14 protein-coding genes are annotated in these 22,969 nt (G+C 37.3%); 8 read left to right on the top strand and 6 right to left on the bottom strand.

The window, feature by feature from the left end; translation table 11 throughout:
* Positions 1-25: 25 nt before the first annotated feature.
* The gene (locus ACGH47_RS03210; RefSeq protein ID WP_267359201.1) at positions 26-1,462 is read right to left on the bottom strand and encodes a 6-phospho-beta-glucosidase; all 1,437 of its coding nucleotides are present in this window, start codon (positions 1,460-1,462) and stop codon (positions 26-28) included.
* 384 nt (positions 1,463-1,846) lie between these two features.
* Complete coding sequence (locus tag ACGH47_RS03205) at positions 1,847-2,074, bottom strand: ChaB family protein (RefSeq protein ID WP_220216686.1); 228 nt, start codon at positions 2,072-2,074, stop codon at positions 1,847-1,849.
* Between the two features lie 556 nt (positions 2,075-2,630).
* On the opposite strand from ACGH47_RS03205, the gene ACGH47_RS03200 reads away from it, so the two are divergent.
* The 8 genes from ACGH47_RS03200 to ACGH47_RS03165 are packed head-to-tail and all read left to right on the top strand — an operon-like array spanning position 2,631 to position 13,757.
* Positions 2,631-5,054: a type VI secretion system Vgr family protein gene (locus ACGH47_RS03200; protein WP_411622722.1), complete on the top strand. Its 2,424-nt coding sequence runs from the start codon at positions 2,631-2,633 to the stop codon at positions 5,052-5,054.
* Between the two features lie 24 nt (positions 5,055-5,078).
* Positions 5,079-6,047 carry a DUF4123 domain-containing protein gene (locus tag ACGH47_RS03195; RefSeq protein WP_411622721.1) on the top strand — a complete coding sequence of 323 codons (969 nt, stop codon included), beginning with the start codon at positions 5,079-5,081 and terminating at the stop codon, positions 6,045-6,047.
* On the top strand, positions 6,044-9,454 hold the full coding sequence (locus ACGH47_RS03190; protein WP_411622720.1) for a T6SS effector BTH_I2691 family protein: 3,411 nt from the start codon (positions 6,044-6,046) through the stop codon (positions 9,452-9,454). The genes ACGH47_RS03195 and ACGH47_RS03190 overlap by 4 nt, the downstream gene beginning before the upstream one ends.
* A complete protein-coding gene (locus ACGH47_RS03185) occupies positions 9,447-10,298 on the top strand; it encodes a hypothetical protein (protein ID WP_411622719.1) in 852 nt (283 codons plus the stop codon). The genes ACGH47_RS03190 and ACGH47_RS03185 overlap by 8 nt, the downstream gene beginning before the upstream one ends.
* A gap of 7 nt (positions 10,299-10,305) precedes the next feature.
* Complete coding sequence (locus tag ACGH47_RS03180) at positions 10,306-11,157, top strand: hypothetical protein (protein WP_411622718.1); 852 nt, start codon at positions 10,306-10,308, stop codon at positions 11,155-11,157.
* A 4-nt stretch (positions 11,158-11,161) separates the two neighbouring features.
* Positions 11,162-12,019, top strand: a complete 858-nt coding sequence (locus tag ACGH47_RS03175; protein WP_411622717.1) for a putative type VI secretion system effector — start codon at positions 11,162-11,164, stop codon at positions 12,017-12,019.
* Between the two features lie 4 nt (positions 12,020-12,023).
* Positions 12,024-12,857, top strand: a complete 834-nt coding sequence (locus ACGH47_RS03170) for a putative type VI secretion system effector (protein WP_411622716.1) — start codon at positions 12,024-12,026, stop codon at positions 12,855-12,857.
* Between the two features lie 57 nt (positions 12,858-12,914).
* Positions 12,915-13,757, top strand: a complete 843-nt coding sequence (locus ACGH47_RS03165; protein WP_411622715.1) for a DUF6708 domain-containing protein — start codon at positions 12,915-12,917, stop codon at positions 13,755-13,757.
* A 100-nt stretch (positions 13,758-13,857) separates the two neighbouring features.
* Here ACGH47_RS03165 and ACGH47_RS03160 read toward each other — a convergent pair whose 3' ends face one another.
* The 4 genes from ACGH47_RS03160 to sstT form a co-directional block, all read right to left on the bottom strand.
* Complete coding sequence (locus ACGH47_RS03160) at positions 13,858-14,853, bottom strand: MDR family oxidoreductase (RefSeq protein ID WP_411622713.1); 996 nt, start codon at positions 14,851-14,853, stop codon at positions 13,858-13,860.
* A 312-nt stretch (positions 14,854-15,165) separates the two neighbouring features.
* The gene (locus ACGH47_RS03155; RefSeq protein WP_411622711.1) at positions 15,166-20,211 is read right to left on the bottom strand and encodes an autotransporter outer membrane beta-barrel domain-containing protein; all 5,046 of its coding nucleotides are present in this window, start codon (positions 20,209-20,211) and stop codon (positions 15,166-15,168) included.
* Positions 20,212-20,617: 406 nt separating this feature from the next.
* The gene (locus ACGH47_RS03150) at positions 20,618-21,223 is read right to left on the bottom strand and encodes a TetR/AcrR family transcriptional regulator (RefSeq protein ID WP_411622710.1); all 606 of its coding nucleotides are present in this window, start codon (positions 21,221-21,223) and stop codon (positions 20,618-20,620) included.
* A 255-nt stretch (positions 21,224-21,478) separates the two neighbouring features.
* Positions 21,479-22,729, bottom strand: a complete 1,251-nt coding sequence (gene sstT, locus ACGH47_RS03145) for a serine/threonine transporter SstT (RefSeq protein WP_267351241.1) — start codon at positions 22,727-22,729, stop codon at positions 21,479-21,481.
* Between the last annotated feature and the right edge of the window lie 240 nt (positions 22,730-22,969).

Genomic DNA, 22,969 nt, shown 5'->3' with positions numbered 1-22,969 from the left:
TAAAATGGGTTATAAATCAGAATTTTTATAAAACTTCACCATTTGACTCAATCACTTTTTTGTACCATGCAAATGAATCTTTGCGACTACGTTTTAACGTGCCATTCCCTTTGTTGTCCTTATCGACATAAATAAAACCATAACGTTTTTCCATTTCGCCCGTACCTGCTGAAACTAAATCGATACAGCCCCAAGGGGTATAGCCCATTAAGTCAACACCGTCTTGCAAAACAGCCAGCTTCATTTGCTTAATGTGTTCACGCAAATATTCAATACGATAATGATCATGTACTGCACCATTAGCCTCGACTTTGTCATAAGCACCAAAACCATTTTCCACGATAAATAACGGCAAATGATACATATCTGTAAACCAATTTAATGCGTATCGCAATCCTTCAGGATCGATTTGCCAACCCCAATCCGATTTTTTGACGTATTGATTACCGATCAAATCGGTTTTTTCATTAAATTCATAACGATCGTTGCCAGCTTTATGCCTGATCGCATTGGACATATAATAACTAAAGCCAATATAATCGACGGTGCCGTTTGCCAGTACCTCTAAATCTTGGCTGGTTACATCTAACTTAAAGCCTTTATGTTGCCAATATTTGATAATATGATTTGGATATTGACCATGAACATGCACATCGGCAAAAAAGTATTTACGTTCCATGACTTTTTGCGCCATTAATATATCACTCGGCTTACAGGTTTCGGGGTAGATAGGTACAAAAGCAATCATACAACCGATTTGAAAATCGGGATTGATCGCATGACCAATTTGCACGGCTTTAGCACTGGCAACTAACTCATAATGAGCCGCTTGATACATAATTTCTTCACGATTATCGCCTGCTTGATAATAAATCCCTGAATTGGTAAATGGCGCAAAGTCCTCATCAAAGTTGGCTTGATTATTAATTTCATTAAACGTCATCCAATATTTGACTTTATCTTTATAACGATCAAAACACACTTCGGCAAAACGAACGAAAAAATCGATTAATTTTCGATTACGAAATCCACCGTATTCGGTGACTAAATAATAAGGCAATTCAAAATGAGATAGGGTGACAACTGGCTCAATATTATATTTTAAACATTCATCAAACAGATCATCATAAAACTTCAAGCCTTCTTCATTTGGCGCAAGCTCATCACCTTTAGGAAAGATCCGTGTCCAAGCAATCGACGTTCTAAAACATTTAAAGCCCATTTCGGCAAAAAGTTTAATGTCGTCTTTATAATGATGATAAAAGTCGATGGCTTCATGATTAGGATAATACTCACCTTCAATAATTCCTTCGGTAATTTTACGATAACTTTTTGGCGAACCAACGGTCATGACATCGGCAACACTTATTCCTTTTCCACCCGCTTGCCAAGCCCCTTCTAATTGATGAGCAGCAACGGCTCCTCCCCATAAAAAATCTTTTGGTAAACCTTTATTATTCATAATCAAGCACCTATGTTTATTGACGATTCAAATTTAGTATAAAAGGAAAAATAAAGAATTACTAACCAACATTTTCCGTATTGATAAGGAAAATATCAGTGCAATATGGCAGGTTTAGCAAAACAGCAAATACAAGAAAGGAGAAAATAAAACATGAGGAAAATAAATTAATTATAGTTGCCAGATATCAACCAAAACGCTAAAAGAAATTCACACTATATATTGATCATCACAATAGAAATCGGTATTAACCATAAAAGAGTCTATTTGACTGAGTAAGAGCTTCAGATTTGACGAAATATCACACTAGATTGAACATATGAATAAGCCAACTATCAGAGTTGGCTTTTGTATTGTTCTAATACTCAAATCATATTGATAATATTATTTAGCGACCCATTTGCCGTTTTCATCTTTATGATAAAGCTTTTCAACTGCCGACCAAGCAACACGAAAGGCAACTTGCTCAGGCGGACTATTGTCTCGGCGTTTTTTCGGATCTTGGTATTCCTTAATCGCACTATTAAATGCCTCTTTAAATATATCTTGAGCATGTTCTGGCAGTACATGACGTACGGATTCAGGTAAATCATTGCGTGTTTTGTATGGCATATCACATCCCCTTTAAAAATGAATTATACATAATTGCAAAATTAATGGTGGGTAAATAGCGTCTGAAAAAGATTACTGAACATTAGAGTTTTACGCATTTAATACAATAAGGAATTAACAAAAAATAATCAATCATAATCTCTAAACCGATGTATGAAAGTATTTAAATATGTCTCCATTGACAATAAAACCACAAATTACATCGATACTACACAATGTTAAAAACACAGTTTTCCCCAAAAATTAGGTTTAATTAAATACCAATATCTCACCTAATTAAATATTAAATGACGACTATTAAGTAAAATTAACTAAGTAACCACATTAACGTCTAATGTAAATTTACAATAACAATGTACAAATTGATTGATAAATTAAGTAATCAACCAATGAAACCACTAATCTATATTATTAATTTATTGGTTGATTTATCACTAAAAAAAAGGTAATTTATAAACTTATTGATTACTCATTAATCTTTTTTTGCATTTAATAACTTTAATAAATATTTACAAACATTATTTTGTGTGGGATATGCTTTGTAAGGAATACTCGGATGTCAATTTCAAATCAGTCTTTGCTTAATCTAGTTTCTGCCGGTCTTAATGCCTTTAACGGTAGTGACACTTCTCAAAATCGTTACATTCTTAAGCTTGATAAATCCAGCGAATTAGATGATATTTCCATTTATTCGGTCGACCTTCAAGAACAGCTCGATAACCTGTGGCAATATACCATTATATTTACGACCGCTAACCGCTCACTGTCAACCGATGCAATCTTAAAACAACCGGCATCGTTTTCGTTTTTACCGGCGTCAATGAATGCACTGGTTGGTGGAATAAGTTCACTGGATAAACGACCGTCAACACGCACCGTTCATGGCGTGGTAACCGAGTTTAGTTTACTGTCGACCAGTAAAGATGAAGCCCGCTATCAAATCGTGTTACAACCTAAATTAGCCTTATTAAACAACAATATAGGTTGTGCCATATATCAAAATCAAAGTGTTGTTAGTGTGGTGGAATCAATCTTACGCCAACATGGTTTTACTGGCATAGACTACCGCTTAGAATTAATGCAAACCTACCCGATAAGAGAGCTGATAACGCAGTGGAAAGAAAGTGATTTAAACTTTATCTTGCGCTTACTGGCAGATGTCGGGATATGGCTACGTTTTGAAACGCATGCTGAACATCATTGTGGGGTGATTGTACTGGGGGATGAACAACAAGCCTTTACCAAACATGGCAGCATACTATACCAGACCCCAAGCGGAATGGGAGACCGCAGTTGTGACAGCATATGGGCATTATCGCAAACCACGCACACTACATTACAAACTGTCACAGTAAACGATTACAATTATCGTCAGGCAAAAGATAACATGCTATCGACTGCCAACACGGCTGTCAATTCAACCACGACATATGGTAACGATTACCGATACGATGAACATTACAAAAACCGACGACAAGACAAAGAAGAAAATGTCGTAGAAAGTGGGGAATGGTATGCCAAAATTCGGCATCAGCAGGCAATCAGCCACCAACAGATTATTTATGGATATTGTAATGATTTTACGCTGGCACCGGGTCAACAGGTGTTTATCGAAAACAGTCCTTTAGATAACATTAAAGACGGCGTAATCATCTTAACCACACGGGGCAGGGGAGACCGCAGTCAACCTTATCGAATCGAATTTACGGCAATACCGTTTAATGTATTAATTCCTTACCGCCCACAAGTGTTACCTTTTCCGGAAATAAAAGGGACACTACCGGCCAGAGTGACCAGTCCTGACAATGATACGTATGGTTACATTGATATACACGGTCGTTATCGGGTCAAGTTTAACTTCGACTTAGCACAGTGGCGCAGTGGTGAAGAAAGTTTATGGGTCAGACTGGCCCGAAGTTATGCCGGCAATCAATATGGCTTCCATTTTCCGCTGATTGACGGCACAGAAGTTGCCATAGCCTTTACCAATGGCAACCCTGACCGCCCGTATATTGCGCATGCTTTGCATGACAGTGCGCACCCCGACCATGTGACGACAATAAACAAACACCGTAATGTGATTCGTACCCCAACCAATAACAAGTTACGTATGGATGACAAACGGGGGCAAGAGCATATCAAGCTGGCGACCGAATACGGTAAAACACAACTCAATATCGGGCATCTTGTTAACAATAACAAAGAGCAACGGGGGGAAGGGTTTGAACTGCGTACCGATGAATGGGGGGCGATTGCGGCGAATCGAGGATTGTATTTGACCAGTCAGACCGAGCCGAAAGCGCAAGGCAAACAACTGGATATGCAAGGGGCAATTGCCGAACTGGAAAATGCGTTATCGATAGCTAAGGCACTCCAAAATGCGGCGGAACAAGCACAAAGTCATGCGCCAGATGTTGATTCACAACAACAATTACAAAGTTCGTTAAAAGACATGAATCAATCGGGGATACTTGCTTATGCCCAACAAGGCATAGCGTTAACCAGTCCTGAAAATATCCAGCTTACCAGTGCCAACAGTGTAACGGTGACAACGTCAAACCAGACGGATATCACGGCGTTAAAAAACATTACCGTATCTTCTTCAGAAGCGATTAGCTTACTGGCACAAAAATCGGGGATGAAAGTGTTTGCCAATCAAGATGATATTGATGTACAAGCCCAAAACGACCAAATAGCCTTGGCGGCAAAACAAGATATACAAATAAACAGTGTTGAGAGCAACGTTGAGTTTGCCGCAGCGCAAGACATGACGTTTATTTGTGGCGGCTCGTACATTAAAATCAGCAAGGCAGGGATTGAACTCGGCTCGCCAGATAACGTTTATCTTAAATGTAATGCAATGCAAAAAATGTCACCACATAGCATGAATCACTCCGGTCAGTTAAGTGATTCTGTCGATTGTCAGGGAACACAAGGGCAACAAGTGAAAGATCAAACTGGTTGTTTTAGTCTGGATTAATCAAAATAAAGGAATGTTGTAAAAATGCTAAAGTGTGGGCAAACGCCGATTGATTTAACATCAATATCAGAACAAGCAATGAATATTGCAAAGCAACTGATCGATGTTTCACGGGATTATAAAAACCGTTGCTTAGTGATACTGGATCCCTTTTTAAACCCGATTAACGAAGCGTTTATGCAGTATTATCAATTTCGAGTTCGTTTATATAAGATTCCAATCTATCATCAATCCGTTTTATCAAAAAGGTATCCATGGTTAATTGAACTTGATCTGACGGATAAATATGAACATGCCGTATTAACCTATATGGTAGATAAAGCATTAAAACAATTAACCCCACAATCTATTGCATCGGGTCGAGGTCAACAATATTGTGCTTGGTTATTTAGTTCAGAAAAAACCAAATCCATAATACATCAACTAAGTAACATGACCTTACAACTAAATAACAAAATACTGTTACGTTATTACGATCCAGCTGTGTTTTTTCAGTTGTTACATCTACTCAATCCTGCTCAAAAAAGCCGGTTATTCGGCATTATAGAGATGTGGGCAGTATTAAATCGGCAGGGTGAATTAAACATTCACCAAAATGAAGGCGAAATTCATTCTAACTATAACGGCGAACTGCTTATTACCCATGAACAGTATCAACAACTGCAATGTATTGGAATTAATAACATGCTTATCCAAGCAGACAAATTAACCAATCCTCAAAAAAATACAGATGAAATTGAAAATCTACAAACTATTATGCCTTGTCTGCTCCGTTTGAAGGCAAAAAAAATTGAGGATAATGATTTTCATTTGGAGTGGGCAAAATTAGCGCTAAAATTTGGGAAAGATTTTGATATCGCCTCACACATTGATGACAAAATTAAAGATTTATCAACGGTAAGTGAATATATTTCAATATTAAAAAAATTACAAGCTATAAGCCCTCAAGATTGGCAAACATTAGCGTTAAAAAATAAGGAAGAAAATGTATGACAGATTCGAATAAAACATCAAATTGTGGATGCCAAACACAGGGGATAGCAATATTACCGGTTAGATACACCGTTGTGCCTAAATACCTAAAAAGTACCCAACCCCATTGGGCAAACTCATCAAATGTAATCAATTTACCCTTATCTGAAGGTTATCAGTATCATGTAAGAACATTACGTGAAGGTTTTTTATACCTTTACATACCCGACAAACTGGGTAGCAAATGGCAAATCTATTCGATTGATAGTAAAGGACATATTATTAAACAATCTTCACATTATGACGCTCAACCGATTGCTGACTCAGAACAAAATTCGGATTATCATTGTCCTGAAGTAAAATCCAATCCATGTCATGATGCGTTTATCACTTTAGCTTATCCTGAACACTTAACCAAAGTCTATTTTGCTTTTAGTGAATACAAATGGTCGGATAACACCATCCAAAAATACGAAAACAATCCCGAACAACGCATGCAAATGATTGACATTTCACAATGGGAAGGTAACGCCGAAAGTGCAACGATTGCTAACCTAAGCAATATACAAAGTATATTAGACTTTGATCCTAACGTGGACAGAGAACAACTGCCTTATGATGAAAATCGACAGCTTATTTTCAGTAAAGATAATAAACATGGTCAAAATTGGGTAACATTTCACGACACCTTTAGCCAAAGTCGTGACAAACAATACCAATTTGACAAAACACTATTAGATAAAAATAGCACGTGTGAACCGTGGGGGCGTTTAACATCGGATTCAAGCGAACACTTAGCCAAAACGCTAGCCAAATATAGCCCAAGCAAAAAACCCATGATTATTGCTATTGAAGATCCGATTGGCGTCACAACCGAACTCAATGGTTATTATAACGACGCTTATGTCAGGGTTTTACAATTTCAGCAAGAACGCCGACTAGAATATGAAGCCTTAGCCTGTATTGAACATGGAAAACATTTAGCAGGATTAAAAAAATTTTCCGATGATTATTCTTTTCCACCTGAAGAATATTATCATATAAAGGGCATCATGAAATCAGGCAAAATAGACGACAACCCTGATAGACCCATGACCAATACCCGTAATGGGTTGCAAGCATTAATCCGTAATGAACTATATGGTAAAGCAGGCAGCTATGCTTATTTTCACGAGTTTGAAAGTTTTTGTACTGCAGATCTAAAAAGTCCTTATCCTGAACTGACTATATATGACATGTATGTTAATAGCGAAGCACTTAATGCTTCAAGGGGGCAGCAAGTCCTTCATAGACCAGGTCAAGCGGAAAAAATCAAAGAACTTCAATCAAATTTAGTACAAAAATATACAAACACCCTTAAAGACTTTTATAGCCAAGAATCGGCGTTAAAAGCAAAACGCGAAATCGATACTCAAAAATTTTTAAAAAAATACGATGAATTAGTCAATACTAAACCCTTTGAAGACAGGCAAAAAGAGCTACTCGAATTAGTCGACAAAAAATACCAAAGCCGTTCAAAACAGCTGATTAATTGGATTAAAGATAGTAATTTTTATTCCACCGCCTACCATGATCTTGACGGTAACAAACTTTATGAGTTGGACGAAGATTTTCATCCTAAAATCAAAGAATATAAGCAAACATTTGAAAACGTGCTTCAAGAAGCCCTAAAGCATAATGAAATAACGTCAGACGATTTAGAAGAACTTAGAAAAGTAAATATCGAAGGCATAATATTTTTATTTACCATTACTAATGCGACTCAAGGGCTAGAATTATGTGAACAGGGTAAAGCTTTTTTAGATGCCTTTACAAATTTGGATTATGCCAAAACGACAGATGACAACGTCAACGGCATGTTATGGCGAATGTTTGCTTATCATAATGATGACATGTTAAGCATGATCAACCAAGTCTTGAACGAAGCCGTAAAGCCAGAAAACAAATCTGTTGTTGAAACATCAGTTGATCTATTGATGGAAAAGCTTGAACACCTACCTTTTAATAAAATAGCCTTAAGATATAAAAAAGTACATGATGTGCTGTTGACCTTGGGCGAACTTAAACGTAATGATCCATTGGGTCTAATAAAAGAAAACTTGTTTTCGGTTAAACTGTTGGGCATTCCAATCACCCTTAAAATCAAAGGGTTGACAGGCGGTGAATTAAAAATGCTGAAACAAACAAAATTACTGCAACCCATTTTTGACCGCATTGCTAACTCGTTATACCATGCCAGTACCGTAATCTATAAAGCCTTATCATTAACCACAGCTGGGGTATTAAAAACAACGGCGATAACTTATTTACATTTAGAATTTCAACTCATTGCCGGATTGATTAATTTAGACCCGGGGCCTAATTTTGGCACAGCAACCGTACCGCTGTATCATCCACGTTGGAAGCTTGCCACCCGAAGAGCGGTGAACAAAGCCCGAACACTATTAAATGACGCTATTGTTAGTCTGGATAGGCGTCTTAATATTTTGTTTAATCGCACGTTGTCACAAGATAAAGCCAACAAAGTGTTTCATTTTATTTTTAAAGCCAGCGATGCCGACCCAGGGATATCAAAAACCCTGTCAAGGTCACTTAAATCGATGCGCATGTCAGCCGTAGTTGCCATGTTCGAACTATATAACTTTAATTCGATCAGTAAAACCAATCCTAATCTAGAAAAGGATGAGTTTTACAGTAATTTAAAAACATCAGCCGGTTTTGCCTTAGCGGCGGCTTCGGTTGAACTTATGGCAATGATCACCGCCGTGTCTAAAGGAACGCAGAATGTATTTTTTGGTCTAGGTAAAGCTTTATCAGGGGTATTAGGGGGGATAGCATCTTTTTGTCTGATTCCAATAGATTATTATAAATTAAGAGAAAGTGACAGTATATTTTTAAAAATTTTATTTGCTTTAGATGGATTTTCTTTATTCTCAATAGGCTTAGCTAGTGTATTGGTGGGTGCATCTCATCATTTTGTTTGGTGTCGAAATTTTTTAACCTCGAAAACAATGTTAAGTATTCTTAAATTTGTAGGACACCGTGTCGGTGTTAAAGAAGTGGCTTCGATTGCGGCTGCACGGTTAGTCTTGATGCGATCAGCGGGTTGGATAGGACTGGCACTTATGGTCTTTGGTTTTACCATTGATTATTTTAGCGATGATAACTTTGAAACCTGGTTAAAACGCTGTGCACTGCGTACCGATAAATATTTAATGCCACATAATAAAGCAAAAATTTATCAACTGCCCGAACAACAAAGCGCAGCGTTTAAAAATGACGTATTAAAAGAAATGTTTAATATTGACGATGAAGCACAAACCAATAACAATCAAGCAAATAAAGACAACACCAACGCCATTGATGTTGACGAAGCATTAGCACTAATCGAACAAGATTTACATAAAAGGGGTTTTTTACATGTCTAAACGGTATCGCATTTTAAAAGGCACAGTCAGCCAGCTACAAATTATCGATGACCCAAAAGAGATAGGCTCGAATAATGTTGGCTTAATCGCCATGATAGGGGCGCTAATTACTGGGGCGTTTGGCGTGGCGGCCGCCTTATTGACCACGTTGTCAGTGGGCAGCATTACCTTAGAAGGCAAAAAATTTAGTTGCTATGTCGGGCGTAAATTTGTCGAAGGAAAATTAACCCATATTAGTTTTAAAAATGGCGATTATGTGGAAATGGTTGTGGATAAAAGCGATGATGATAACCAGTATCAATCGTATGCGGTTCGAATACCGAAAACCCACGCTTTATACTTTCCTCACGCAGTGGATACACCGACTTTGCTTCGGTTAAAGTATTCAGCAATAGTCGCTGGTGTATTAAGTTTATTAGCTTATTTATTTTTCTTTATTATGCTTTTAACTGATTTAAATGAAGATTTTTTTTTCAATTTGGCTATTTTTACTATATCCACTCTTATTGGTTTTTCTGCTATTTTGATTATGCTTTTTTTCTTAACGGGTGGTCGTTACTCTTTTATCGGTAATCGTATTTTTGCCACCTTAGGCTATCCTAAACCTTGGTTACATGAAACGTTAGATGAACATTTGCGTTTTAAAAAATTAAACCGCTCGGGCGATCCTGAGCTTTATGACGATCCACAAACCCCCGAATTTGAACGAATCAAAATACATGATCGTAATGCCACTTATTATTGCCGAACGCCCATTATACCGGATTGGGTCGAGGTGATTGATGAGCGGGGTTTTACGTCAGATATTGATGATCAACCGCCCAAATTAAATCACACGGAATAGTAACAGTATGGCAAAACAGTATCGCATTTTAAAAGGCACGGTCAGCCAGCTACAAATCATTGATGACCCAAAAGAGCTAGGGTCAAATAATGTCGGCTTAATCGCCATGATAGGGGCGTTGATTACCGGGGCGTTTGGCGTGGCGGCCGCCTTATTGACCACGCTGTCAGTGGGCAGCATTACCTTGCAAGGAAAACATTTTAGTTGCTATGTGGGGCGAAAATTTGTCGAAGGCAAATTAACCCACGTTGGTTTTAAAAATGGCGATTATATTGAAATGGTCGTGGATAAAATTGATGATCAATATTACCAATCGTATGCGGTCAGAATCCCCAAAGCTCATGCCTTATATTTTCCTCACGCAGTAGATACACCTACTTTTCTTCGTTTAAAATATTCAGCCATAATAGCAGGTGCATTTTCTTTTTTAATTTATCTAATCTACTTAATTTTGATATTAACAGATTTAAATGACGATTCTTTTTATTATTTTACTTTATTTACTGCTGCCACTGTTTTTTTGTTTTTCGTTTTAACAATTATGTTTTTTTTATTAACCGGTGGTCGTTATTCTTTTATTGGTAATCGCATTTTTGCCACATTAGGCTACCCTAAACCTTGGTTACATGACACGTTAGATGAACATTTGCGTTTTAAAAAATTAAACCGCTCGGGCGATCCTGAGCTGTATGACGATCCACAAACCCCCGAATTTGAACGCATCAAAATACATGATCGCAATGCCACTTATTACTGCCGAACACCCATTATACCGGATTGGGTCGAGGTGATTGATGAACGGGGTTTTATGCCAGATATGGATAACCCACTACCCAAATTAAATCACACGGAACAGTAACAGTATGGCTAAACGGTATCGCATTTTAAAAGGCACGGTCAGCCAGCTACAAATCATTGATGACCCAAAAGAGCTAGGTTCGGATAATAATGTCGGCTTAATCGCCATGATAGGATCGCTAATTACCGGGGCGTTTGGCGTGGCGGCCGCGTTATTGACCACGCTGTCATTGGGCAGCATTACCTTAGAAGGCAAAAAATTTAGTTGCTATGTCGGGCGTAAATTTGTCGAAGGCAAATTAATCCATATTAGATTTAAAAATGGCGATTATGTGGAAATGGTCGTGGATAAAAGTGATGATGATAACTATTATCAATCTTATGCGGTTCGAATACCGAAAACCCATGCTTTATATTTTCCTCGTTCAGTAAGCATGTCAACTTTGCTTGCGTTAAAATATTCAGCTTTTATAGCGGGTGCATTTTCTTTATTTATTTATCTAATCTACTTAATTTTGTTATTCACAAATTTTAGTGACGATTTTTTTTACTATTTTGCATTATTCACTGCTGTCACTGTTTTTTTATTTTTTGTTTTTACAACTATCATTTTTTTATTAATCGGTGGTGTTTACTCTTTTATTGGTAATCGCATTTTTGCCACCTTAGGCTATCCTAAACCTTGGTCACATGATACGTCAGTTGAACATGAGCGTTTTAAAAAATTAAATCGCTCTGGCGATCCTGAGTTGTATGACGATCCGCAAACCCCCGAATTTGAACGAATCAAAATACGCGATCGTAATGCCACTTATTACTGCCGTACGCCCATTATACCGGATTGGGTCGAGGTGATTGATGAACGGGGTTTTACGTCAGATATTGATAATCAACCGCCCAAATTAAATCACACGGAACAGTAACAGTATGGCAAAACAGTATCGCATTTTAAAAGGCACGGTCAGCCAGCTACAAATTATCGATGACTCAAAAGAGCTAGGCTCGGACAATAATGTCGGCTTAATCGCCATGATAGGGGCGCTAATTACTGGGGCATTTGGCGTAGCGGCCGCGTTATTGACTACGCTGTCAGTGGGCAGCATTACCTTAGAGGGCAAAAAATTCAGTTGCTATGTCGGGCGTAAATTTGTCGAAGGCAAATTAACCCATATTAGCTTTAACAATGGCGATTATGTGGAAATGGTCGTGGATAAAAGCGATGATGATAACTATTATCAATCTTATGCGGTTCGAATACCGAAAACCCATGCTTTATACTTTCCTCACGCAGTGGATACACCGACTTTTCGCCGGTTAAAGTATTCAGCTATAATAGCGGGTGCACTTTGTTTCTTTAATTATTTAATAATTATTTTAGTTGTTTTCTTCGCTGGTTCGTATGAAGATTTTTTATACGAATTGGTTTCTTTTGCTTTAATCACTTTTATTGTGTTTTTTGTTTTAACAATTATGTTTTTTTTACTAGCAGGAGGTCGTTACTCTTTTATCGGTAATCGCATTTTTGCCACCTTAGGCTATCCTAAACCTTGGTCTCATGATACGTCAGTTGAACATGAGCGTTTTAAAAAATTAAATCGCTCGGGCGATCCTGAGTTGTATGACGATCCACAAACCCCCGAATTTGAACGAATCAAAATACGAGACGCTAAAGCTACTTATTACTGTCGAACGCCAATCGTACCGGATTGGGTCGAGGTGATTGATGAACGTGGTTTTACGCCAGATATTGATAATCAATAATCACATATTCAATTTAATATAGTCAGTTAAGATATAAAATAATAACAAGGAGTGAACATGAAATCCAAATATCGTCCCCAACTATACGGTTGGCATCGTGATTTTAAAAAAGGGGAACAATATAGCTCATTTGAGAAGGATTCCTTATTATATGCCAACGATAATTATTGTGCGTTTATTCGTCATGATAACTTAGAAAGTTTAATAAATGGTTTGTTTTATTTGTTTTTATTCTTTGTTAATAGTTATGTCATTTTTATGTTTAGTCAATTATGTTGTGAGTTATTGTTCGCTAATAAACCGATTGATATTTATTTTTGCCTTTTTAATGTTACCATTTTGTTACTTTTAATTTTTTTAATGTATTTATTTGCTGTTCCGGGAGTGTGTCGTAATCTGTTAACGTTTGGTGGAAGTCCGATTATTTTTAACCGTAAAACGGGTAAGGTCTATATCAATGAAGGTTATTTTTTTAACTTTAAATTGTTTTATAACCCGCTTTATATGTTTTATCCTTTAAAAAAACGAATTAAGGAATATGATTGGGCAGATTTGCAAGGTGTTGTGTTGCAGTTTAGGTCTTCAAGATTTTCGTCATATATGATTGTATTAATGGTATGTAAACCCGATACCTATAAAACAGTCGATCATATTATATTTCAACCATCAGTCTTATATTATGGATCTAATTGTTCATGGGGATGGTTAAATAATTTTATGTATTATGAAGATAATTTATTCAGTTTTAACGACGGCAAATATAAATGGGAACAAGAAACCCAATTTAAAAAAGAGATTATAGAAGGTCAAGGTTGGCCAGACTGGATGGTCGAAGCGTTTAATGCCACCACGCATGACGAGCTAGCCGACATCAAACAAAAGTATCATATTAAGCCATAGTCAACACTTACATAATGTATTTAAGGTCAACATTTTTTTTGTCGGTATTGACTGGCTTAATTATCTTAATTTGAATGCTTTTAAGGCGTCAAGATTAACTTTATTTTTTCACATCAACCACATAACGACCTTTTATTTGCCCTGCTATCATTTTAGTGGCGATATCATTACAGTCATTTAAAGTGATGGTCTTGCCAATATGGGATAGCATTGATGCATCAAGATGTTGGGATAATAACTGCCATGCCGCTAAACGATTTTGATAAGTTGCCATTACACTATCAACACCGGCTAATGTTACGCCACGCAAAATAAATGGTGCAACCGTTGCAGGTAAGTCCATACCTTGTGCCAATCCACAGCAAGCCACTATACCACCATATTGTGTTTGTGCACACGCATTTGCAAGTGTGTGTGACCCAACGACATCGACAACGGCAGCCCATTGTTCTTTTTGGAGTGGTTTGCCTGCTTGTTTTAATGGTTGGCTGTCAATGATATTGGTTGCACCAAGTTTGCTTAGGTAGTCTTGATCATCCATTTTGCTGGTCGAGGCTGTTACGTTATAACCTAATTTGCTTAGCAGGGCAACGGCAACGGAACCCACGCCACCACTTGCACCCGTTACAAGAATAGCGCCATTTTGCGGTTTGATGCCGAAATCAAGCAGTCGTTTTACACATAAGGCGGCGGTATAGCCGGCAGTACCCAAAACCATTGATTGATAAGGCGTGATATTTTGTGGTAACGGAATTAACCATTCTGATTTTAAGTAGGCATATTGTCCTAAACATCCCCAGTGGGTTTCACCACATCCCCAACCGTTTAAGATGACCATATCCCCTTTTTGATAGTGACCATTTGCACACTCAATAACACAGCCCACACCATCAATGCCCGGTATCATTGGCCATTGCCGGACAACGGGGCTTTTGTTAGTGAGTGCTAATGCATCTTTATAGTTAATGCTTGAGTAGTGAACTTCGATTAATGTGTCACCTTGTTGAGCAAGTAATTGTTGTTGGGAAAGGGTTTTTATAGAACTTGTAAAACCGTGGTTTTCATCTTTTTCTAATACAATAGCTTTGAATGACATGGTTATTCCTTATTACATTTGGCAATCTAAGGTATGTTTACTCACTGAATTGGTAGAACAGGTAGTCAGCGAACAGGCTGATTTAATGTTGCTAGACAGTCGGTCTAAAAATTATAGACCGATTGTCTAGTCTATTGCAACAGATATTAATCAAGCTATTGAAGCGCTAAAATCGCCATCAATCGTATTAATCAATCGGGTTAATTTTACGGTTATTTCAGTCAGCCTAAACTTGTATGATGGCTTTAATATAAAAAAACCGATATTGGTTTGATCACATAATATCGGTTTTAATTGGGTTGTTATATTAATTTACCAGTTGGCTTTGATGCCTATTGACCCATTTATTGGGGCTTTGACTCTGGCATTGCCACCATTTGACCAAGTGTGACCCAATTCACCGTAGGCGGTAAATTGCGTGTTGATGTCAACGCTTCCACCAATCGCTAATTCGGTACTGGTCTGTGACGCACCACTACGGATTGTCTTGGTATAACTTGGTGTAGCGAAGTGGGTACGATCAGCACCATTTGGCGAATAGAACAGATTTACTCGCGCATAGGGTCTTAATGTGCCAAAAACCATAGCAAAATCGTTTTCGAGTCTACCCCCAATACGGAATAGCCAAGCATTATTATTACTATGTTTGACGGTTGTGTTACCATTTATATGGCTTTTATCCAGATCGAGCCACTGGTGTATAATCTGTGCTTGAGGTTCTAGCTTCCAACCCATATCACTGAATGTAAACGGTTTACCTAATTCGAGTGAAGCGGTAGCGCCATAGCCTTTTTGTTTGCTGTTGGTGTTACTGTTTGGTTTGATATTGACTTTATGTCGTGCAGCTTGCACCACTAAATCCAGATAACTGCCGTCATCATGCGTGTAAGTCCCATAAGCACCAATAAAATACGTGTCAGTCGTATTTTTTCCAACATGTCCATTTATACCACTAGCAAACCCGTTAACTTTTAAGTCACCGTATAGGTAACCAAAATAAGCGCCTATACGCCAATCATTATCTTGCCAGATATCACTACCTAATTGTAAACCGGTGTAATTTCCTTTGCTGTGAGTATTTAATACGCCGTTTTGTTTGATATCTTTGCGTGCTGCAATGAATCTACCCCATGTGTTAGTGACATCGTTGCTTGGCGTATTACCTATGCGTTGGTGTAGATTGCTGAGCATGATAATATCCGCTTGACGTAATTGCTCACTCACCGCTGAATAAAGTGGGGCTTCTTTTCGGTAAGTTAAGCGTTTGTTGTTGGTATTATGCTTTTCTTCTTTTTGATGATTTGAATCAATAATAGGGTTCAAATCGTGATTATTTTCATCATTGTTAGAATCAGTTGTTCCCGGATTATTTTCTTCATTCTTTGAATGAGTATTATTCTTGTCGGTATTTTGATCTTCATATAGGTTGTCCAAATAGGAGCGTAAATACCAATTATCATTTTGATGATTGAGATCACCTTTATAAAGATAATATTCGAAAGCGCCGACATCTAAATGTCCACCTTGAAGATTGAATGCGTCATTGGTACTACTACCGGTCACATTTACCACTTTAATGCCATTTGTATTTGTGGTGTCCGCCCCAATTCCATTGACATTATTTATCTGTAATTGTGTTTGTCCAGTTACATGACCATTCACATTTAATCTATCGGTATCACTTTCACTACCTTGTACCACGGTATCCAGTATTAATTTACCATTGTTGCCGACATAGTCACCGTTAATTATTAAATTTTCGCCAGCCTTTGAATTACTCAGCGTTATGGTTCCTGCGTTATTGATGGTACCGTTTACCGTAGCTTGATTTAATGATGTTTGTAATTTCAAAACAGAATCAGCGTTTAAGTTAAGGTTTTGAGTATCTAAATCGCCTGTTAATGTAAATGTTATCCCTTGCCCTACGTTGATATTTTCCCAATTTAGCACAGATACATCGCCACTACGCCCCGTACTTGTTGATGATCCTGTCAGATCTTGGTAAAGATTCAGTGTATCGGTTGACGATGATTGTGAACTGCGCATTGTATCACTACCACCATCAATAATCGTGAGGTCGGTAATATTCGCATTTTTATGAATGGTGAGGGTATCATTACCCGTTCCAAGTAGGATTTGTCCACTGATTTTTGAACCATCATTAAGAGTAATTATCGCATCACTAATTTCATTTTTAATTGATGCGCCTATTAGGGCTGAAACATCCGATCCTGCATTAAGATTGATATAGGTTTTTGTCCCAACATTACCTGATGAGTAAATGCCAGCACCAGGAAGGTTAAGTTGATTTTGCCCCTTACCAACTACCGTGCCTGCGATATCAATTTTAGTTATGCCTGTCCCGTTATTGGTGACATTAATCCCACTATTTAGTCCAATTATGCTACCAGCCTTTTGGGATAAGATGAGATCGCTTGATGTATTGCCGTTTTTAACTAGTATTCCCGAACCGTTATCACCATTAATATTTCCTGATACAGTAATAGATGAAATTCCTGTTCCTAAATTACTCACATTGATACCATTATCTGAACTGGTTACGCTACTGGTTGCCTTTTGTTCAATATATAAATGTTGAGCTTTATTTTTATTGGACGCTGAGATCGCATCTCCACGCCCTGCTTGAATGTTACCTTCGATAGTAATGCTTGTCGATCCTAATCCTTGGTTAGTCAGATTGATCCCATTTTTACTTCCTTGAATATGTGCCTGATTTTGGAGCGAAAAGATCAGATCTTTTGTTGTAACATCATTAGCCACAATGATTGCATCTAAAGAATGGCTTAGGACAGATCCATTAATGTTAATAGAGGTTGAACCACGACCTTTATTCACTAAATTGATGCCATTGAGTTGTCCTGTAATGGTGGCATTATTATCAAGTATTACAGATAAATCATTAGCGGTTGAATCATTTGAAGCAACGATTGCATCATAAGTTGAACCGGTTACATTACCGGTTAATGTTATATAAGATGAACCTTTACCTTTGTTGGTAATATTGATACCGTTTTTTTGGCCTGTAATGTTACCTTGTATATGATTTATCTTCATATCTGTTGTATGGACATCGTTAACAGCATATAACCCATCGTATTTTGCACCGATTACATTTCCCGACGTGGTAATGTTGGTTTCACCTAGACCACTGTTCGCCATATTGATACCGTTTAATGCACCATAAATATTTCCTGATGATTGCTTAACGGTTAGATCATGTGAATTGGTGCCATTTAAGGCGTACATACCGTCATTTTTCTGTCCTTTTATCACACCTGATGTTGAAATAGAAGTCGATCCATTGCCATGATTGGCAATGTTGATCCCATTGGCATTCCCGTTAATGATGCCTGCCGATTGTGTAATAGATAAATTTTGAGTGTTTGATTGATTCGCGGCATATAAACCGTCGTTATTATTGCCAAATACTTCGCCTGATGTGGTAATAGTGGTTGAACCTTTACCGCTATTGGCCATGTTTATTCCATTTAAATTACCAGAAATTTTTCCACCTTTTTGGTTGACGGTAATGTTTTGCGTGTTGATATCATTAAAGGCATACATGCCATCATTATTTTTCCCAATGACTTCACCCGATGTGGTAATTTGGGTTGAACCGTTGCCTTTGTTCGCCATGTTTATGCCATTTTTATTACCTTGAATACTTCCGTCTGATTGTTCGACGGTAAGATGCTGAGTGGTAGTATTATTAAGGGCAAACATACCATCATTTTGGTTGCCTAACACTTTTCCTTGTGTGGTTATGAATGTGGATCCCTTTCCTTTATTAGCAAGATTAATCCCGTTCATATTGCCACTGATTTTGCCACCGTTTTGTTTAATCGTCAGATCTTGCGTGTTGACATCATTCGCCACATACATGCCATCATTATTTTCGCCTATGACATCACCCACTGAGTTAATGGTGGTTGATCCGTTTCCTTGGTTGGCAAGATTGATGCCATTAAGCTTGCCATTTATAGAGCCCCCAGATTGATGCACAGTAAGGTCATGCGTATTGTTACCGTTATAGGAGTATAGCCCATCATTTTCAGTACCAATAATATTACCTAAGGTGGTGATAAAGGTTGAGCCTTTACCATTATTCGCCATATTGATCCCGTTTTGCTTACCTTGAATCTTGCCGGATAACTGATTAAGTGTGAGGTCATGGGCATTGGCATGATTAGCATTGAATAACCCGTCATTTTGATCACCAATGACATCACCTGAAGTCGTGACCAGTGTTGAACCGTTACCATTATTTGTCATGTTAATACCATTTGTACTACCATGAATCGTGCCTTCTAATTGGTTAACGGTGAGATCTTCTGTATTTTCTTTGTTGACGACAAACATGCCATTTGCTGTTTGACCTTCAACACTTCCTGATGCATTAATCAACGTCGATCCTATACCGTTGTTTATAATATTGACACCATTTGCGTGGCCTTTAATACTACTGCCATTCATTTGTGTAACGGTGATGTCTTTGGCTGTGGTATCATTAAATATGTAAATTCCTTCATGTTGGCTACCAATGACTTCGCCAGAGGTAGTGACCGTTGTCGAGCCCGTTCCGCTATTGTTTGCATAAATACCATTTGTTCTGCCCGATATACTTCCTATCAGTTGGATAACCTTAAGATCCTTTGCACTTGTCGCATTATCAGCTTGTATTCCGTTGGCTGCTTCACCAACAACGCGTCCAGAAGTGGTTAGTGTTGTGGTTCCGTTACCTTTATTCTCGACTTTGATCCCATTTTTTTTACCCTGAATGCTACTGTTACCCATTTGTGATACTTTTAAATCTTTTGTGGTTTCGGTATTGTTTACCGCGAGCCCATTCTCAGCTTTTCCTGTAATCACGCCTGATAGCATGATGTTACTTGAACCAATACCGCCGTGAGTAATATTCACTCCACTGGCTTCTCCAGTTATGGAGCCAGCCGCTTGGTTAAAAGTAAAATCACTGGTGTTACTGTCGGTTGTGTAATCGTATCCATCATTCGAGTTGGTAATATCGTTTGATATAGTGATGTTTTTTGAGGTGGCAAAAATACTTATGCCAGCGCTGTGATTAATAAAATTCTGTAGAGGATTACCGCTGTATGGAAAGTTTAATGATTGATTAATATAATGTTTTTGTGAAACAATTGCATTATTTAAATCGTTTGCCGTGTCACTTGCATAACTGTAATGTGTTAATACAAAACTCAAACTAACAACAGTAAGCAATTTGACCGAAAAACTTTTACCTTTTGATTGGGTATTTTCCGAAGTTGGTACATAACTTTGACGTACTGCATCCCAAATAAGCCTATAAATTTTGTTCATTATTTCCTCTCACTTAATCAGAGATATTTATATTTATGTAAAATATAGCTTGTAATTTAAATGAAAATGCTGATAGAAAATTAACCAACGAATATTTTGTTTTTATTGTAACGAGATACAAAAAACTTATGAAAATTTAATGCATTATGTAAAGATATTTATGAATAAAAATAAAATTGCGTTATTTACAAATAAAATGATGAAACGAAGTACAAGGTGGAAAGATTGTCTATTGAAATTATCGATTATTTTTTGCTTGAAAAGATAGTACGATAATTCGCTATTATTTGTATCATATTGCCTAGTGATAGGCAATCAAAATAATATAAATTGTCTTTTAAAGGTTATTTAAGCGTGCGTAACATGAATTGGTTAGGAAGGAATAAATCAAAATTAACCATTGGTATTATTGAATTATTTTATCTAAAAAAAGTTGAATAAACAGATCTAAAGGTGCCGATTTTTTTATTAATTTACTACGAGTTACGGCGCCTTCCCAACCAATCCAAAAAAATTCTGCAAGGGCTTTACAGTTTACCGCTGAACTCAGTTCTCCGCATTGTTGTGCCTGTAATAAACAGTGTTCTAGTTTGGCCTGCCAATTTTGTAAAATCTGTTCAAGTAGTTGTGCATACCCTTCCGGTAATAACGATTCTTCTTGGATTAGTTCGCCAATTAAGCAACCACGATTAAAATCATATTTTGCCATGCCTTGTTTAGCATCTTCATAAAAAGCTTTGATTCTAGCGAGTGGTGATGATATCAAGCTGTCGGTTAGATGTTTATCTAATTTATGACTAAAAAAGCTATCATAAGACGCGATAATGGCTCGCCCAAAATCTTCTTTACTTTTGAAGTAGTAATAAAATGACCCTTTGGGTACACCAACCTGTTTCAATATACTTTCTAGATTTGAGGATAGGTAGCCATAAGTTGTCATTAACGCCATGCCACTACGGATCAATGCTGCTTTAGTGTCGTTACCTTTTTTTGAGAATGACTGTGTTGACATAGTGATTTATAGGGGGTTGTCAAATTGTTAAAAAGATTCTCATAATAATGAGTCGTTTTAATAAAAGCAATCTTATTGTGCATGTGGGTTATAGACACCAAAATGAATGGTGTCACATAACATTGTTAAAATGTGACTTTCACCGCTTAGCATGATAATGGTTAGATTATCATGCTTTTGGGAGGTATTGAAGCAGTGAAGTATTTTGTTTGATTAACTTATTGTTTAAATAATCCTTCATTAAAAAATAAGATGTTAATTTAATGCCGATTGTTTCTTTTGCGCTGCTGATGATACAGCACCGATAAACACCACATCGCTGGAGGAATTTAATGCGGTTTCAACGGAGTCTTGAATGACACCTATTGCAATGCCAATACCAATTACATTTGCTGAAATTTCATTCGGTATGCCAAACATACTACAGGCAACCGGAATAAGAAGCAGTGAGCCACCGGCAATACCTGATGCACCACAAGCACATATAGAAGTAATAATACAGAGTAAAAGTGCGGAGTAGATATCGACATGGATATTCGCACTTGCTGGCATTGAGTTGACAGTGGCAAGTGTCAAAACGGTTATGGTGATTGCCGCCCCAGACATATTAATCGCAGCACCAAGTGGCACAGCAACCGAATAGGTATCTTCATCCATTTTATATTTTTTACAGATTTCAATATTAACAGGAATATTGGCGGCAGAGCTACGGGTAAAAAAGGCGGGGATCGCACTTTCTTTTAAAGATGTAAATACTAATGGATAAGGGTTTTTACGCATAACCAAAAATGCGAGTAGGGGATTAATCACTAATGCGACAATCAGCATACAAGCGACTAAAACAATCAGTAAATGCGCATATTTTAATAATTCGCCAAAGCCTGTTTTTGCCAGTGTTGATGCTACAAGTCCAAATACACCTAAGGGCGCAAAACGGATGATAATTCTCACAATAAATGAGATAGCATAAGATAAATCGCTCATCATGGTTTTGGTTGTTTCACTTGAGTGCCTTAAGGCTAAACCAATGCCCACACCCCATATAATTAAGCCAATATAGTTGGCGTTGATAAGGGCACTAACTGGATTATCGATCATCTTTTCTAATAAGGTTTTTAATACCGCAGAAATGCCATTAGGTGGAGTAAAGGTTAAATTTTCAAGTGTATCACCAAATGAGATTTGCGACGGAAATAGAAAGCTGGCAACCGTGGCTAATAATGCTGCTAACATCATTCCAGTCAAATAAAGTGCAATTAAGGGTTTCATGTTTGCTTGCTTGCCTTGTTGGTGATTGGCAATTGAGGCAATAACGAGAATCAATACTAATATTGGCGCAACGGATTTAAGCGCATTGATAAATAGTTCTCCAATCAAAGACATATCTAAGGCGGTTTCTTTTGAGACGGCAGCCAAAATAATGCCTAAAATTAATCCTAATAGTATCTGTGGTATTAATCCCACTTTCAGATAGAAACGAACTAATGGATTGGATGATTGACTCATAATTGTTTTCCTATTTTGAAACAAAATCTGTATAACAAGCCGAAACAGTACCATAATTCATTAGTATCTTTATAGAAAATAATCATTATCATAATGTTTTTTTATATAGCGCTTGAGATAATTATTAAGATTAATTACGCAGTGATGTGAAAGCGATTTTAAATCGTTGCTAGAAGATGATAATTAATATCACAAAGTCTAAAAATGTATTTTTATTTTTTATCGATTTGGAAGCGTGAT

Origin of the sequence: Gilliamella sp. CG16 (genome assembly GCF_046635785.1) — a bacterium.
GTDB classification, from domain to species: domain Bacteria; phylum Pseudomonadota; class Gammaproteobacteria; order Enterobacterales; family Orbaceae; genus Gilliamella; species Gilliamella apicola_I.
The sequence above is the reverse complement of the archived record's forward strand: the minus strand, read 5'-3'. Positions and strand labels throughout refer to the sequence as shown.

Bases quoted from the DNA above. Each gene is read 5' to 3' on its own strand.
- ACGH47_RS03210 (WP_267359201.1), bottom strand. From the start codon at position 1,462: ATGAATAATAAAGGTTTACCAAAAGATTTTTTATGGGGAGGAGCCGTT.
- ACGH47_RS03200 (WP_411622722.1), top strand. From the start codon at position 2,631: ATGTCAATTTCAAATCAGTCTTTGCTTAATCTAGTTTCTGCCGGTCTT.
- ACGH47_RS03150 (WP_411622710.1), bottom strand. From the start codon at position 21,223: ATGTCAACACAGTCATTCTCAAAAAAAGGTAACGACACTAAAGCAGCA.
- ACGH47_RS03205 (WP_220216686.1), bottom strand. From the start codon at position 2,074: ATGCCATACAAAACACGCAATGATTTACCTGAATCCGTACGTCATGTA.
- ACGH47_RS03190 (WP_411622720.1), top strand. From the start codon at position 6,044: ATGACAGATTCGAATAAAACATCAAATTGTGGATGCCAAACACAGGGG.
- ACGH47_RS03185 (WP_411622719.1), top strand. From the start codon at position 9,447: ATGTCTAAACGGTATCGCATTTTAAAAGGCACAGTCAGCCAGCTACAA.
- ACGH47_RS03155 (WP_411622711.1), bottom strand. From the start codon at position 20,211: ATGAACAAAATTTATAGGCTTATTTGGGATGCAGTACGTCAAAGTTAT.
- ACGH47_RS03160 (WP_411622713.1), bottom strand. From the start codon at position 14,853: ATGTCATTCAAAGCTATTGTATTAGAAAAAGATGAAAACCACGGTTTT.
- ACGH47_RS03195 (WP_411622721.1), top strand. From the start codon at position 5,079: ATGCTAAAGTGTGGGCAAACGCCGATTGATTTAACATCAATATCAGAA.
- ACGH47_RS03170 (WP_411622716.1), top strand. From the start codon at position 12,024: ATGGCAAAACAGTATCGCATTTTAAAAGGCACGGTCAGCCAGCTACAA.
- ACGH47_RS03165 (WP_411622715.1), top strand. From the start codon at position 12,915: ATGAAATCCAAATATCGTCCCCAACTATACGGTTGGCATCGTGATTTT.
- ACGH47_RS03180 (WP_411622718.1), top strand. From the start codon at position 10,306: ATGGCAAAACAGTATCGCATTTTAAAAGGCACGGTCAGCCAGCTACAA.
- sstT (WP_267351241.1), bottom strand. From the start codon at position 22,729: ATGAGTCAATCATCCAATCCATTAGTTCGTTTCTATCTGAAAGTGGGA.
- ACGH47_RS03175 (WP_411622717.1), top strand. From the start codon at position 11,162: ATGGCTAAACGGTATCGCATTTTAAAAGGCACGGTCAGCCAGCTACAA.